This window comes from Uruburuella suis (assembly GCF_004341385.1).
Classification (GTDB): Bacteria; Pseudomonadota; Gammaproteobacteria; order Burkholderiales; family Neisseriaceae; genus Neisseria; species Neisseria suis.
The window spans coordinates 56,819-71,343 of sequence record NZ_SLXE01000001.1 but is presented as its reverse complement, the minus strand read 5'-3'; the positions used below and the strand labels follow the sequence as shown (position 1 = coordinate 71,343).

At 54.9% G+C, this 14,525-nt stretch carries 12 protein-coding genes; 5 read left to right on the top strand and 7 right to left on the bottom strand.

The genetic code is table 11. The features are described from left to right. Nucleotides 1-95 precede the first annotated feature (95 nt). A complete protein-coding gene (rluD, locus tag EV680_RS00290; protein ID WP_132952013.1) occupies nt 96-1,214 on the bottom strand; it encodes a 23S rRNA pseudouridine(1911/1915/1917) synthase RluD in 1,119 nt (372 codons plus the stop codon). On the opposite strand from rluD, the gene EV680_RS00285 reads away from it, so the two are divergent. Beyond that, nucleotides 1,213-2,016, top strand: a complete 804-nt coding sequence (locus EV680_RS00285) for an outer membrane protein assembly factor BamD (RefSeq protein ID WP_132952011.1) — start codon at nt 1,213-1,215, stop codon at nt 2,014-2,016. The genes rluD and EV680_RS00285 overlap by 2 nt on opposite strands. Nucleotides 2,017-2,088: 72 nt before the next feature. On the opposite strand, the gene EV680_RS00280 is transcribed toward EV680_RS00285, so the two are convergent. Continuing rightward, entirely contained in the window at nt 2,089-3,129 is a 1,041-nt protein-coding gene (locus tag EV680_RS00280) for a zinc-dependent alcohol dehydrogenase family protein (RefSeq protein WP_132952009.1), read from the bottom strand. A gap of 295 nt (nt 3,130-3,424) precedes the next feature. On the opposite strand from EV680_RS00280, the gene mutY reads away from it, so the two are divergent. Continuing rightward, nucleotides 3,425-4,483, top strand: a complete 1,059-nt coding sequence (mutY, locus tag EV680_RS00275; RefSeq protein WP_132952005.1) for an A/G-specific adenine glycosylase — start codon at nt 3,425-3,427, stop codon at nt 4,481-4,483. Nucleotides 4,484-4,769: 286 nt separating this feature from the next. Here the strand turns inward: mutY and grxB are convergent, their stop codons facing one another. Continuing rightward, on the bottom strand, nt 4,770-5,417 hold the full coding sequence (grxB, locus tag EV680_RS00270) for a glutaredoxin 2 (RefSeq protein ID WP_132952003.1): 648 nt from the start codon (nt 5,415-5,417) through the stop codon (nt 4,770-4,772). Between the two features lie 201 nt (nt 5,418-5,618). Here grxB and EV680_RS00265 point away from each other — a divergent pair, with 201 nt between their 5' ends. Beyond that, nucleotides 5,619-7,832, top strand: coding sequence for a RelA/SpoT family protein (locus tag EV680_RS00265; protein WP_132952001.1), 2,214 nt, complete (start codon nt 5,619-5,621; stop codon nt 7,830-7,832). 75 nt (nt 7,833-7,907) lie between these two features. On the opposite strand, the gene EV680_RS00260 is transcribed toward EV680_RS00265, so the two are convergent. From EV680_RS00260 to EV680_RS00245, 4 genes are all read right to left on the bottom strand, one after another. Beyond that, nucleotides 7,908-8,183 carry a type II toxin-antitoxin system RelE family toxin gene (locus tag EV680_RS00260; protein WP_132951999.1) on the bottom strand — a complete coding sequence of 92 codons (276 nt, stop codon included), beginning with the start codon at nt 8,181-8,183 and terminating at the stop codon, nt 7,908-7,910. Continuing rightward, a complete protein-coding gene (locus EV680_RS00255; RefSeq protein ID WP_132951997.1) occupies nt 8,137-8,421 on the bottom strand; it encodes a type II toxin-antitoxin system Phd/YefM family antitoxin in 285 nt (94 codons plus the stop codon). Before EV680_RS00255 ends, EV680_RS00260 begins: the two co-directional genes overlap by 47 nt. Beyond that, nucleotides 8,414-8,986, bottom strand: coding sequence for a hypothetical protein (locus EV680_RS00250; protein ID WP_132951995.1), 573 nt, complete (start codon nt 8,984-8,986; stop codon nt 8,414-8,416). Before EV680_RS00250 ends, EV680_RS00255 begins: the two co-directional genes overlap by 8 nt. 401 nt (nt 8,987-9,387) lie before the next feature. Beyond that, nucleotides 9,388-10,770 (bottom strand): phosphomannomutase/phosphoglucomutase, encoded by a 1,383-nt coding sequence (locus EV680_RS00245; protein WP_132951993.1) that lies wholly within the window; start codon nt 10,768-10,770, stop codon nt 9,388-9,390. A gap of 260 nt (nt 10,771-11,030) precedes the next feature. Here EV680_RS00245 and EV680_RS00240 point away from each other — a divergent pair, with 260 nt between their 5' ends. Together EV680_RS00240 and EV680_RS00235 are read left to right on the top strand one after the other, a co-directional pair. After that, nucleotides 11,031-11,930 (top strand): cation diffusion facilitator family transporter, encoded by a 900-nt coding sequence (locus tag EV680_RS00240; protein WP_132951991.1) that lies wholly within the window; start codon nt 11,031-11,033, stop codon nt 11,928-11,930. Between the two features lie 137 nt (nt 11,931-12,067). Further along, complete coding sequence (locus tag EV680_RS00235; RefSeq protein WP_165870879.1) at nt 12,068-14,413, top strand: DUF1963 domain-containing protein; 2,346 nt, start codon at nt 12,068-12,070, stop codon at nt 14,411-14,413. The last annotated feature ends 112 nt before the right edge of the window (nt 14,414-14,525 follow it).

Below are 14,525 nucleotides of genomic sequence, written 5' to 3'. Positions count from 1 at the left end.
AAGTAAGCTAACAAGGCGGAAGCCTGCGACAGTACAGATAGTACGGCAAGGCGAGACAACGAAGTTAGGTTATTTTTTTGGATTGGTATGAAAAGTTAATCTTTCACATACATCACTTCAACATCATAATCGTCGTCGTCCCAATCATCATCGTCATCGTCGATTTTGTTTTGCCATTCTACTTCGTTGCTCAGCGAAGAATCCAACCCGGCTTCGAGGCGCAGCACCGACAATAAATGATACATATCGTCCGGAATCGGCGCTTCAAACTGCACGGTTTCGCCCGTTTGCGGGTGCACAAAGCTCAAGCGGTAAGCGTGCAGCGCCTGGCGCGCCAGCCCTTTCACTGCGTCTTTGGCCACATCGGAGCAGGCATGGCGCGGGTTGCCATACACCGCATCGCCCGCGAGCGGGTGGTTGGCTTCGCGCATGTGCACGCGGATTTGGTGGGTGCGGCCGGTTTCCAGCGCGCATTCGATATAGCTGTGCGCCGGATAGCGCTCCAGCACTTTCACATGCGTAACCGCCTCTTTGCCGCCGAATTTCACCACCGCCATTTTCAGGCGGTTGTGCGGGTCGCGTCCGATTAAGGTGTCGATTTTGCCGTCAAACGGCACCACGCCGTTGGCCACGGCGCGATAAATGCGCTTCACCGTGCGCGCCTGCAATTGCTGCACCAGATGGTTTTGCGCCGGCAGCGTTTTGGCCACCACCATCAGACCGCTGGTGTCTTTATCGAGCCGGTGCACAATGCCGGCGCGCGGAATCTGCGCCAGCGCGGGGTTGTGTGCCAAAAGGCCGTTGAGCAGCGTGCCGCTCCAATTGCCTGCTGCCGGGTGCACCACCATGCCGGCGGGCTTATTGAGCACCATCACGCTGTCGTCTTCGTAGATAATGTCCAAATCCATCGGCTCGGGCGTAAATGCCAGCACTTCTTCGCTCTGCGGCACCGCCACTTCGATGCGCTCCGCGCCCACCAGCTTATCTTTCGGCTGCGCGGCGCGGCCGTTTACCTTAACCGCGCCCTCTTTAATCCAGCCGGTGAGGCGGCTGCGCGAATAATCGGGCAGCATTTTGGCCAAAGCCGCATCCAGCCGCAAACCGGCCAAATCCACCGGCACAGTTAAATTTATGCAACTTTCTGCATCAGGGGCTGCCGAAAAAGCCAAATCATCGTTATAATCGGCTTCATTGTCAAAGGAAGTGTTTTGCATGAAAAAAATTCTTTTAGTAGTTACCCTGGGCTTGGCGCTGGCCGGCTGCGCTAACACCGGCACCATCGATAAAGATGCGCAGATGACCCAGGATTGGACGGTGGATCGTCTCTACACCGAAGCGCAAGACGAATTAAACAGCAACAATTATACGCGAGCTGTCAAGTTATACGAAATTTTGGAATCGCGCTTCCCCAACGGCCGCCACGCCCAGCAAGCACAGCTCGACACCGCCTATGCTTATTATAAAGACGATGAGCCGGCTAAAGCGCTGGCCGCCATCGAGCGTTTCCAGCGCATGTATCCGCAGCATCCGAATATGGATTATGCCCTTTATCTCAAAGGCTTGGTGCTCTTTAACGAAGACCAATCCTTCCTCAACCGCTTGGCTTCGCAAGATTGGTCCGACCGCGACCCCAAAGCCAACCGCGAAGCTTATCAGGCTTTTGCCGAACTGGTGCAACGTTATCCCGACAGCCGCTACGCGCCCGACGCCACCGAGCGCATGGCCAAGCTTGTAGACGCTTTGGGCGGCAACGAAATCGCCGTGGCCCGCTATTATATGCGCCGCGGCGCTTATCTGGCGGCCAACAATCGCGCCCAAAAAGTGGTGCAGCAATATCAAAACACCCGCTTTGTGGAAGAAGCGCTGGCGATTATGGCGCAGTCTTACCAGCACATAAACCAGCCGCAGCTGGCCGAAGACACCCGCCGCATTTTGGCGCAAAACTTCCCCAACAGCCCCTATCTCACCCAAGCTTGGAAAGCCGACACCATGCCTTGGTGGCGCTATTGGAAATAAAACACCGCCGGCAAACAAACAGGCCGTCTGAAAAAAGTTTTCAGACGGCCTGTTGCTCATTCAGCCAAACTTTTATTCATTCACCAACACCACTTTCATCGCGCCGTTTTCAGCCGCGTGTTTGAACACATCATAAGCCTCTTCCAGCTCGCTGAGCTTGAAACGGTGGGTGAGCATGGCAGTGAAATCCACCGGGCTCGTGGAAATGGCTTTGAGCAGCATTTCGGTGGTGTTGGAATTCACCAAGCCGGTGGTGATGGCGAGGTTTTTAATCCACAAACGCTCGAGGTTGAAATCCACCGGCTTGCCGTGCACGCCCACCACGGCGATGTGGCCGCCGGCTTTTACCATATCTTGGCACATCGCCCAAGTGGCGGGCACGCCCACGGCTTCGATGGCGCAATCCACGCCGTCTTCGCCCACAATAGCTTTTACTTTGGCCGCCACATCGCCATCGCTCGGGTTGATGGTGTGGGTGGCGCCGAGCGCTTTGGCCATTTTGAGGCGGTTTTCATCCATATCACACACAATAATCACCGACGGGCTGTAAAACTGCGCCGTCACCAACACGCCCATGCCCACGGGGCCGGCGCCGGCGATAAACACGGTGTCACCCGGCTTCACATCGCCGTATTGCACGCCGATTTCATGGCCGGTGGGCAGCACATCGCTCAAGAGCAAGGCGATTTCATCGTCTACATTTTCCGGCAGCGGAATCAGGCTGTTGTCTGCAAACGGCGTGCGTACATATTCGGCCTGTGTGCCGTCGATCATATAACCCAGAATCCAGCCGCCGTTGCGGCAATGTGAATAAAGCTGCTTTTTGCAGTTGTCGCACGAGCAGCACTTGCTCACGCATGAAATGATAACTTTATCGCCTTTTTTGATGTTTTTCACCGCAGCGCCCACTTCTTCGACGATGCCCACGCCTTCATGGCCGAGAATGCGCCCGTCGGCCACTTCCGGATTTTTGCCTTTCCAAATGCCCAAATCGGTGCCGCAGATGGTGGTTTTCACAATGCGCACCACGGCATCGGTGGGATCGATAATTTGCGGCTTGGGCTTCTCTTCCAAACGAATATCGTTGGCGGCGTGATAGACCATGGCTTTCATATTGCTTTCCTTTCTCCGGGTAGATGCCGGCAGCATAGCTGCTTGCAATAAAATGATAGCTTCAGTGTAGGCCAAAGCTTATTTTAAAGTCAAATTACTTTTATATTTCAAATTGTTATTATATAACACAGGCCGTCTGAAAACGCGTTTTGCTGCGCCGGCACAGGCTTGAGCTTTCGCCATATTGCGAAATCAGGAGAAAAGCGATGCCAACAAAACACGCTTATCCGCCGCCGCACTTTTTTATTCATTTCACGCTACAATACGCGCTTTCTTTCAGACGGCCTGCCCACCGATGATTTCTCCTACCGATTTTTCCCGACGCCTGATTGCCTGGCAGCGCCAGCATGGCCGCCACCATCTGCCTTGGCAGGTGCGCGAGCCTTATCGGGTGTGGCTCTCGGAAATCATGTTGCAGCAAACCCAAGTGGCCACCGTGCTCGATTATTACCCGCGCTTTATCGCCCGCTTTCCCGATGTGGCCGCGCTGGCCGCCGCGCCGCAAGATGATGTGCTCAATTTGTGGGCAGGCCTGGGCTACTACAGCCGCGCCCGCAATCTGCACAAGGCCGCCAAGCAAGTGGTGCATGATTTCGGCGGCGCGTTTCCGCCGCAGCGCCAAGCTTTGGAAACGCTGTGCGGCGTGGGCAGAAGCACGGCCGCCGCGATTGCCGCCTTTGCCTTTCACGGGCGCGAAGCGATTCTGGACGGCAATGTGAAGCGCGTGCTCTGCCGCGTGTTTGCACAAGATGGCAATCCGGCCGATAAAAAATTCGAGCAGGCTTTATGGGCGCTGGCCGAAAGCCTGCTGCCGCCTGAAAATGAAAATATGCCCGCCTACACGCAAGGGCTGATGGATTTGGGCGCCACCGTGTGCAAACGCAGCAAGCCTTTGTGCGCGCAATGCCCGATGGCCGACGGCTGCCTGGCCAAAGCGCAAAACCGCATTGCCGATTTGCCGCGCAAAAAAGAAGCGGCCGAGGTGAAAACCCTGCCGCTTTATTGGCTGCTGCTGCGCAACCGAAAAGGCGCGCTGCTGCTGGAAAAGCGGCCGCAAAAAGGCATTTGGGGCGGCCTTTACTGCGTGCCCTGCTTCGAATCGCTCAGCGATATGCACCGCTTTGCCGCACAACACGGCATCGCTTCAGACGGCCTCGAAGAAGCCCCCGCGCTCACCCACCGCCTCACCCACCGCCTGCTGCTGATTACGCCGTTTGCCGGCCGCACCGACAGGCCGTCTGAAAGCCGGCACGAGGGCAACGGCTTATGGCTGCTTGAATCGGAATGGGCCGATTATGGTTTGCCCAAACCTTTGCAGAATTATCTGCGCCGCGCACAAGGCGATTTGTTTTGAATTTGAAAGGCCGTCTGAAACGTAAGAATGATGAGCTTTGTCAAACCAAAGCGTCATCCTACGCATGGCACACAGATGCCGTCTGAAAGGTTTCAGACGGCATCGTTTATTTTCCGCATTCAAGGCGGACAGCGCAGGCGGGTAGGTTGAGTTGTCAACCCAACCTACGCCGTTGTGGAATGCAGTTTCCTGCCACTTTTTCTTGCACTTCGCTATCAAATCGTACGCATGACGACAGATGCCGTCTGAAAGCTTTCAGACGGCCTTTCAAGCTGCCTTTAAAAAATCACAAAGCCCGATCGAAATAAAGCGGCACCGCGCTTTTTTCGCTCATCGCCAGCGTGTAGGCCAGCACCTTGGGCGGCATTTCCAACCCGCGCACCATGGTGAGGTTGCGCAGCACCGGAAAAATCAAAATATCTTCTATGCCCAATTCGCCGGCGAAAGCCTCGGGCGATTGCACCAGCGCTTCGAGTTCGGCCAAATGCGTGTGCACGCGTGCCAGGTATTTTTTGGTGTTGGCCAGATTGGTGTCGAAATTGCCGATGGTTTTTTCTTTTTTGCGCACAAAATAATCCATTGCCGCCTGCGTGGCAAATTCGGGCAAACCCAGCTTGATGTCGCGCGGCTGCACGAGCTTGTTGTAATACTCATTAACTTCGTCATACCACGTTTGCACTTCGACTCGAACGGCTTCGTTCAAGCGCTCTTTGCCCGCATATTCATCAATAAAGCGCACAATATCCAGGCTCTCGCCCATCGCCGTGCCGTCGGGCTTGATTAAAATCGGCACCTGTTTGGCGCCAATCAAGCCGATGGGCGTATCTTCATCATCGTTGAGCAACACTTCTTCATCCACCGCCACATCGCGCAAGCCGAAAATCATGCGCGCGCGCACGCAAAACGGGCAATGATCGTAAATATAAAGCTTCATCGCAACACCTTTCATTTTATAAACATCTTTATAAACATCGAAACTTGTTTACCTTAGCACTTTAGGCCGTCTGAAACAACGCCCGCCTGCGGCAACGCTCAAAATCACCGCAAAGCATATCGAAGCGCGGCAAAAGTTATAAAATAGCCGGCACAAATTTGCTACAATAGCCTCTCTTCATCAGCCCAATCGAGAATCGCAATGGCCAGCATCCGACAAGCGCCCAGCAGCATCGCCCCCAATCTGGACCACTACCGGCCGTGGTTTGACACCTATCTTGCCAAGCTGCCCGAAGCCGATGCCAAGCTGCTGCAAAACGCACTTTCGCTGGCCGAAGCCCATTACCCTGCCGATGCGCTCACCCCCAACGGCGAGCCCTTACTGAGCAACCTCTTGGGCGCTGCCGAAATGGTGGCCGATATGGATTTGCTGCCCGATGCCGTGGCCGCCACCTTGCTCACCGATATTTCCAGCTATTGCCCGAGCTGGCAGGAAAAAACCACCGAAGCGTGCAATGCCGACATCGCCTCTTTGGTCAAAGGCATCGATGAAGTGCAAAAGCTCACCCATTTTGCCAAAGTCGACAGCCTCGCTACGCCCGAAGAGCGTGCCGAGCAGGCCGAAACCATGCGTAAAATGCTGCTGGCGATGGTGAGCGACATCCGCGTGGTGCTCATCAAGCTGGCGCTGCGCACCCGCACCATGCAATTTATCGGCACCCAGCCCGACAGCCCCGAAAAGCGCGCGCTGGCCAAAGAAACGCTCGATATTTTCGCGCCGCTGGCCAACCGTTTGGGCGTGTGGCAGCTCAAATGGCAGCTCGAAGATTTGGGCTTTCGCCACCAAAACCCCGAAGAGTATAAAAAAATCGCCCGCCTGCTCGATGAAAAACGCACCGAGCGGCTCGAATATATCGAAAATTTCCTCAACGCCCTGCGCACCGAGCTGGATAAATACGGCATCCGCTATGATGTGGCCGGCCGCCCCAAGCATATTTATTCCATTTACAAAAAAATGGTTAAGAAAAAGCTCGATTTCGACGGCCTTTACGACATCCGCGCCGTGCGCATTTTGGTGGACTCCGTGCCCGAGTGCTACACCACATTAGGCCTTGTGCACAGCCTGTGGCAGCCGATACCGGGCGAATTTGACGACTACATCGCCTACCCCAAAGGCAACGGCTACAAAAGCCTGCACACCGTGGTGGTGGGGCCGGAAGACAAAGGCGTGGAAGTGCAGATCCGCACGTTCGACATGCACCAATTCAACGAATTCGGCGTGGCCGCCCACTGGCGCTACAAAGAAGGCGGCAAGGGCGACGGCGCTTACGAGCAGAAAATCGCCTGGCTGCGCCAATTGCTCGACTGGCGCGAAAACATGGCCGACAACGACCGCGAAGATTTGGCCAGCGCCTTTCGCACCGAGCTTTTCAACGACACCATTTACGTGCTCACCCCGCACGGCAAAGTGCTGTCGCTTCCCGTGGGCGCCACCCCCATCGACTTTGCCTACGCCCTGCACAGCAGCGTGGGCGACCGCTGCCGCGGCGCCAAAGTGGAAGGCCAGATTGTGCCGCTTTCCACCCCGCTCGAAAACGGCCAACGGGTGGAAATCATCACCGCCAAAGAAGGCTCGCCCTCGGTAAACTGGCTTTATGAAGGCTGGGTAAAAAGCCCACGCGCCATCAGCAAAATCCGTGCCTTTATCCGCCAGCAAAACGCCGACGCCGTGCGCGAAAACGGCCGCAACCAATTTGAAAAACAAATCGCCAAAATCTCGCCCAAACCCAATCTGCAAGATTTATCGGAAAAGCTCGGTTTCAAAAAAATCGACGAGCTCTACAGCGCCGTGGGCCAGGGCGAAATATCGGCGCGCGCCATTCAAAAAGCCTGCGGCGCGCTTAACGAGCCGCCGCCCGCGCCGGTGAGCGAAACCAGCATCGTCAAGCAATCGAAAATCAAAAAAACCGGCAAAAGCGGCGTGCTCATCGATGGCGAAGACGGCCTGATGACCACCTTGGCCAAATGCTGCAAACCCGCACCGCCCGACCAGATTATCGGCTTTGTCACCCGCGAGCGCGGCATTTCGGTGCACCGTCAAAGCTGCCCCTCTTTCCAATATCTGGCCGAACAATCGCCCGACAAAGTGCTGCCCGCAAGCTGGGCCGGCCTTTCAGACGGCCAAGTGTTTGCCGTGGATTTGGAAATCCGCGCACAAGACCGCGGCGGCTTGTTGCGCGATGTGTCCGACACGCTCGCCCGCCACAAGCTCAACGTCACCGCCGTGCAAACCCAATCACGCGATCTGGAAGCCAGCATGCGCTTCACCGTGGAAGTAAAACAAGTAAACGAATTGCCGCGCGTGCTCGCCAGCCTGGCCGAGGTGAAAGGCGTGTTGAGCGTGACACGACTGTGAAGATGCGGCAAACAAAGGCCGTCTGAAAAGCTTTCAGACGGCCTTTGTCTTGATACCCATCAAACAGTAAAAGGCTTAACCCAATCGTCCGTAAATGGTATCTCTGCGCCCCACGGCAACCACTATGACCACCACCCTGCCATCGTTCACTTCATACAGCAAACGGAATCCGCTCGAGCGCAATTTAATTTTATACAAATCTTTATACTTGGCACCGTGTAGCTTGTTTCCCGGGATGCGGGGGCTTTCCAAAACCTTTTCCAATTTTTTCAAAAATTGTTCCGCAATATCCGGACTGAGCTTATCAAATTCTTTCAGTGCTTTTTTGCTGAATTCTAGTTCGTAATTCATCAATAGAAACTTTCACAACAGGGTCATTTTCCCGCTCTATCGCAAGTTTCACCAAATCCTGATCTTCCAAAATATCAAGCATTTTTTCATACAGGCGGGCAGGAACACAGTAAAATGCAGGCGTATTGCGGTTTAAAATCGCCACTGGCTCGCCATTTGCATTACCAACGGTTTCCATCGGATTTTTTTTCAGATCACTGATACTTGCCACATAACGGCTGAATATTTGTTTAATCATGATAAAGCTCCTGATTATTGTATAAAGGAGTATTGAACCGGGCAGTCAAAAGCATCAATCTGATAATTGGTCGAACGTTAAAAATTTCCTGATTGTTTTGCTTAATGGGTATCAAATTAGCAGGTTGCTTTTGCTCTACCTTTTTTACAAACAACTTTCTCAAAATCATCAAACCGTAATCTTTTATTACTGTTTTCCGTATTGTCTCCAAAGAATCCCAATATTGATAAAAACAGCAAATTCCATACTCAGCATGTAAAAAAGCCGAAAGCTTCTCTCTATTCTCTAGGTTTTCCAGGAATATCTCTTCCAACAAATTATATATTTTACGCGGATACAGCATAAGCGGTTCAAATATAAACCTTCCGAAACCATCATTATATTTATTGAATGATATCAACTCATTAAATTCTACTGATTCCAATCTATGAAACCACATACTACCACCTAAAATTTTTTTAAAAGGTCTTTTAATAATACCTTTGAAAGCTTTATTATGCAAGCCTATGAAACAGCAAACGTAGATACGATTAGCTTTGTCAAAACAAAGCGTAATCGTGCGCATGACACTCAGATGCCGTCTGAAACATTTTTTTCAGACGGCATCGCTTTGTTTGGCGCATTCAAGGCGAGCTAATGCAGTTAGATTATTTTCAGATTTGGCACAAAGGCCGTCTGAAAGCTTTTCAGGCGGCCTTTGTACACCGCTATAAAATCAATACACCCTGCACGAAAAAAGCCGCCGGCGCTTTAGGGTCTGTTCACATTTCATCACGCGGCAATCTTTTGGCTCAAAAACGCGCCTGCTGCGTTGAAAATGCTCGCAAGGTGTTCAACCTTGCTGTGCTTTTCGCCTTGCAGCCACGCTTTTGCGCTCAAAATCTTACTCGCGGATGAATTGTGAACAGACCCTAGGGTATCCTAGCAAACCGACGGCTTTTACCGCTTCAATCAATCCAACAGCCTTTACAGCGGCCAGCGCAAGCCCGGGTAGCTTTCCACCACGGCTTTAAACTGGTTTTGAATACGCGCAATGGCTTCATCGCTGTCGGCTTCAAAGCGCAACACCAGCACCGGCGTGGTGTTGGAAGCGCGCATCAGGCCGAAGCCGTCGGGGTATTCCACGCGCAGGCCGTCGATGGTGATGATTTCGTCGCTGCCGGCAAATTGCGCCGTTTGCGCCAGCTTCGCAATCACTTCGTGGCCGTTGCTGCCCTCGGCCAGATGAATGTTGAGCTCGGGTGTGGAAATGCTGTTGGGCAGCGCATTGAGCACGGCTGTGGGGCTGTCGAAAGCCGACAAGATTTCCAGCATGCGCGCGCCGGCATACATGCCGTCGTCAAAGCCGAACCAGCGCTCTTTGAAAAACACGTGGCCGCTCATTTCACCGGCCATCAGCGCGCCGTTTTTCTTCATCGAAGCTTTGATAAAGCTGTGGCCGGTTTTTTCCATCACCGGCTCGCCGCCGTGCTCACGAATCCACGGTGCCAGCAGGCGGGTGGATTTCACATCGTAAATCACTTTTGCGCCCGGGTTGCGGCTCAACACATCTTGTGCAAACAGCATCAATTGGCGATCGGGATAAATAATCTGCGCATCTTTGGTGACCACGCCCAAGCGGTCGCCGTCGCCGTCAAAGGCAAAGCCGATTTCCGCATCGCTCTCTTGCAGGGCGCGAATCAGATCTTGCAGGTTTTCCGGCTTGGCCGGATCGGGATGGTGGTTGGGGAAATGGCCGTCGACATCGCAAAAGAGCTCGGTCACTTCGCAGCCCAAAGCGCGATACAGATCGCCGGCAAAGGCACCGGCCACGCCGTTGCCCGCATCAATCACGATTTTCATCGGCCGCTTGAGCTTGATGTGGCCGACAATATGCGCCTGATATTCGGCGGCGATGTTTTTCTCGGTCACGCTGCCGGGCTTCGCGGAGGTGTTGAAGGCATCTTTTTCAATAATGGCCAACAAATCCTGAATCAGCTCGCCGGCCAATGTTTCGCCGCCCAACATCATTTTAAAGCCGTTATAATCGGGCGGATTGTGGCTGCCAGTGATCATCACGCCGCTGCCTTCGGAATGCTGCCAGGCTGCAAAATAAAGCATGGGCGTGGCCACCATGCCCACATTGAGCACATCGATGCCGCTCTCGGTGATGCCGCGCGTGAGGTTTTCCATCAATTCGGGGCCGCTGAGGCGGCCATCGCGACCCAGCGCAATTTGGCGGATATTTTTTTCTGCCGCCTGCGTGCCGATGGCGCGGCCAATCAGATAAGCCGCTTCGTTGGTGAGCGTTTTGCCGACGATACCGCGGATATCGTAGGCCTTGAAAATGTCGCGGGCGATGGTAGCCATAAGCAAATCCTTTGTTTTAATTGAGTGGTCAACCGAAAAGCGAATCTCTAAGAGCCTGTTCGCCATCTTGATTTGCAGCCGGTTTCAGCATGCAAACAACACAAGAAAAGATTGTAAACTGACTCTAAAATATTGTAACACAACGCCATAACGAAGCCAGCGTTTGCATGCGCTTCAGACGGCCTTAAGCATCAGATGTTTATACTGCATCAATATTGCTTTTGCTTTCATGCCAACACCCGCCCAAACGGAAACCTTTTATGGATACCAAACGTGAAACCCTGCTGCCGCTGGCCACTTATGCTTCAGTAGCCACCGCCATTTTGCTGGTGGGCTTGAAAACCTGGGCCTGGCTGGCCAGCGGCTCGGTGAGCCTTTTGGCCAGCTTGGTCGATTCGCTCACCGATTCGCTGGCCAGCATCGTGAATTTATTTGCCGTGCGGCTGGCTTTGCGCCCGGCCGATGACAACCACCCTTTCGGCCACGGCAAGGCCGAGAGCCTCTCGGCGCTGGCGCAATCGGCCTTTATCGGCGGCTCGGCGGTGTTTTTGCTGCTCAATGCCGTGGAGCGGCTCTTGCATCCGCAGCCTTTGCAGCAAACCACGCTGGGCATTGCCGTGATGTTGGTGTCGCTACTGCTCACGCTGGCGCTGGTGCTGTTTCAACGCTGGGTGTTGCGCCACGCGCAATCGCAAGCCGTGTCGGCCGATAGCCTGCATTATGTAACCGATTTCGCTTCCAATATCGTGGTGCTGGTGGCGCTGGTGCTGGCGGCTTGGGGCTGGCAGCGTGCCGATGCCGTGCTAGCGCTGCTTTTGGGCGGCTGGATTTTCTGGAGCGCCGCGAAAATTGCGATAGAAGCGGTAAACACCTTGATGGACAAAGCCCTGCCACCGGCCGATGTTGCCCGCATCGAAGCCGCCGCGCTAGCCGTTCCCGGCGTGCTCGGCCTCCACGATTTGCGCACCCGCCTCTCCGGTGCGCGCCATTTTATTCAAATGCATATTGATTTGGATGCGCGGCTGAACATTGTGGAAGCACACGATATCGCCGTGGCCGTGGCCGCACAGGTAAGGGCTTTATTTGAAGATGCGGAAGTGATGGTGCATCAAGATCCGGTTGAAGCAAACGGGCAAAGCGCCGGGCAAGGGGCCGTCTGAACGCATGCTTTCAGACGGCCTGCAAGCTGCCCTTTTGCCGCTAAAACCTATTGAATCAGAACATGATTTTATCATTCAATTGTGCTAAACTCCGGCACATTCATGATAGATACAGTATCACAACAAAAGGGGAAACCATGCTGAATCAATTAAAAGCCCATCTGAGCGCCGAGCAAATCGAGCGCATCGCCGCCAGCGCGCAAAACGTGTTGGCGCTCACCTTATCACCCGCGCCGGACTCATTGCCGCCCACCTCTTCACGCGTGGGCGGCATCGGCTATTGGCCGCAACAGCGCGATTACCCGCGCAATTGCCGCGGCCAGCCGCTGGCTTTGTTGGCGCAATTTAATCTGGCCGAGCTGCCGCCGCACCCGGCCTTGCCCGCCGCCGGCCTGCTGGCCTTTTACATCGACCCGTTTGATGACGGCTTGGGCATGGATTACGACAATCCCGACAACCGCAGCGGCATCGCCACCGTGTATTTTGCCGACACCGCCGCCGCCTCGCTCAGCCGCGCCGAGCAACGCGCCCTCTTTCCCGCCAACGCCTTTTACGAAGATGAAGACGGCGAACCGGAAACCTTGGCCGACCCCGAATTTCAAGCACGCTGGGCGGCAGACCCACAAGCCGAAATCCGCCGCTGGCTGGCGCTCAAAGCAGCCGTGGCGGCCAAAGTGGCCGATGCCGAGTTAAGCCGCTATTGGCAGCAGGAAGAAGCCGCCATGCTGGCCGCGTTGCCTGCATTTGTGGCTGAAATCGAGCAAAAAGAAGTGAACGACATCAGCGCCATCAGTGCGGCGGCATCACCGTGGCTGGCGCAAAGCGAAAAACGGGTGCTGGATTTAATGGCTTCCGGCGAGCACACCATGGCGCTGATGGATTGGTATATGCACGACACCGCGCTTTATGTGAATGGCGAGCCCGTGGCCGTTAATTCGGATTGGCAGCAAACCGATGAAGCTTTCCAGGCCGATTGGCAACACCACCCCGAAGCGCTGATACAAGGCTGGGCGGCGCGCAAAAACCATCTGGTCAAAGCCATCAACCATGCCGGATTAAACGAAGCTTGGCAGGCCGAACACAGCGCCATACTGAGCAACATCAAAGCGCGCATTGCCAGCCTCAACAAGCTTGAGCCCTTGCGCAATCCCGCGCAATTGGGGCAGGCGCTGGCGGCCTTGTGCCCGCGCAGCGAAGCGGCCATTATCGAATTGATGGGGCAGAGCCCTTATGTCGATTTATGGGCGCTGAGCGATGAAATGGACGATGCCGCCCTGCTCGACGCCATTGCCGGTGTGCGCAGCCAATCGCAATGGCAAGCCTATTGGCGCAGCCACCCGCAAGCCGTGCTGGAAGTGGATTGGCAAATGCAGGATGAATTGGTGGCCGCCTTTGGCGATGCCAAACTCAGCCAAACCTGGGCACAGGAGCGGGCAAAAATGCAGGCCGCGGCCGACACCTTGATTGCCCAAGGCGCCCTATTCGAGCAAGCCGAACAATTAGACATGCTGCTGGCCATGGCCATACCCGACACCGCCGCTGCCATGCAGGCGGCCATCAGCGCCGATGCCGACTTGCGGACGCGCATCAGCGGCTTGGAACGCACCATGCTCGGCGGGCGCATGGCGCGGCTGGCGGCGCATTTTCAGGCCGCCGGTTTGACTGTGGACGAAAGCACCGCCATGCCCGCGAATATCGCCCCCAGCCGCGAGCAGCTGCTGCAAGTGCGCGACTTATTCGGCATCTATGCCGACACCGACAGCGCCGACGATGAAAACGAAGCCGAAGCCGCCCAAGCGATTCTGCACACCTTTATCGCCGACAACGACCGCCAAGTCGCCGCGCTGGATGATGCCGAATTGAGCACACTGTGGTCGTCCGAGCGCGCCGTGCTGCTGCCGCAAATCGCCAGCATCCGCAGCCGCACCGACGCATTGATGCTGATTGGCAACCCCGTCGCCAGCGACCAACGCCTGTATGCATTGCAGCAAGAAATGAACCCCGCCAAAACCGCCTGCTGCCGCCAATTAATGCCGGAAATGCACACGCTCGCGGATGATGAATCCGCGCCTTACTGGGGGCATCCGGTGTCCGGCGAATACGCCGTTTCAGGCAGCCTGCAAAGCCAATATCTGCTGCACGACAGCTTTGAATTTGCGCAACACCACGGCGCGCCCTTATATCAATGGGCGCAGCAACAAGGCCTGAGCGACGATGCCATCGAAGCGATCGAAGCCATTATCAACCGCCAGCAAAGCAGCAACCATTTGATGGGCTACCCCTTCTTCACCCAAACCGATCCGCGCTATTACCATGCAGCAAAGCAGGAAGATATATTATTGTTCCAACTCGATTCCGCCGGCCACGGCAACGATGTGGATATTTTGTGGGGCGACAGCGGCGTGGGCGCGTTTTTTATCAACGCCGAAGATTTGGCGGGCGGGCATTTCGAGCGCAGCTGGTTTAATTGGGATTGCTATTAAAACAAAGCCATCCGCATCTTGCGCTTGATTTTCATGCTTGGATTGCGTTGAAATCATGCACGCTTTTTTGGCGCAGATTTCAGGCCGTCTGAAACTTTTTCAGACGGCCTGA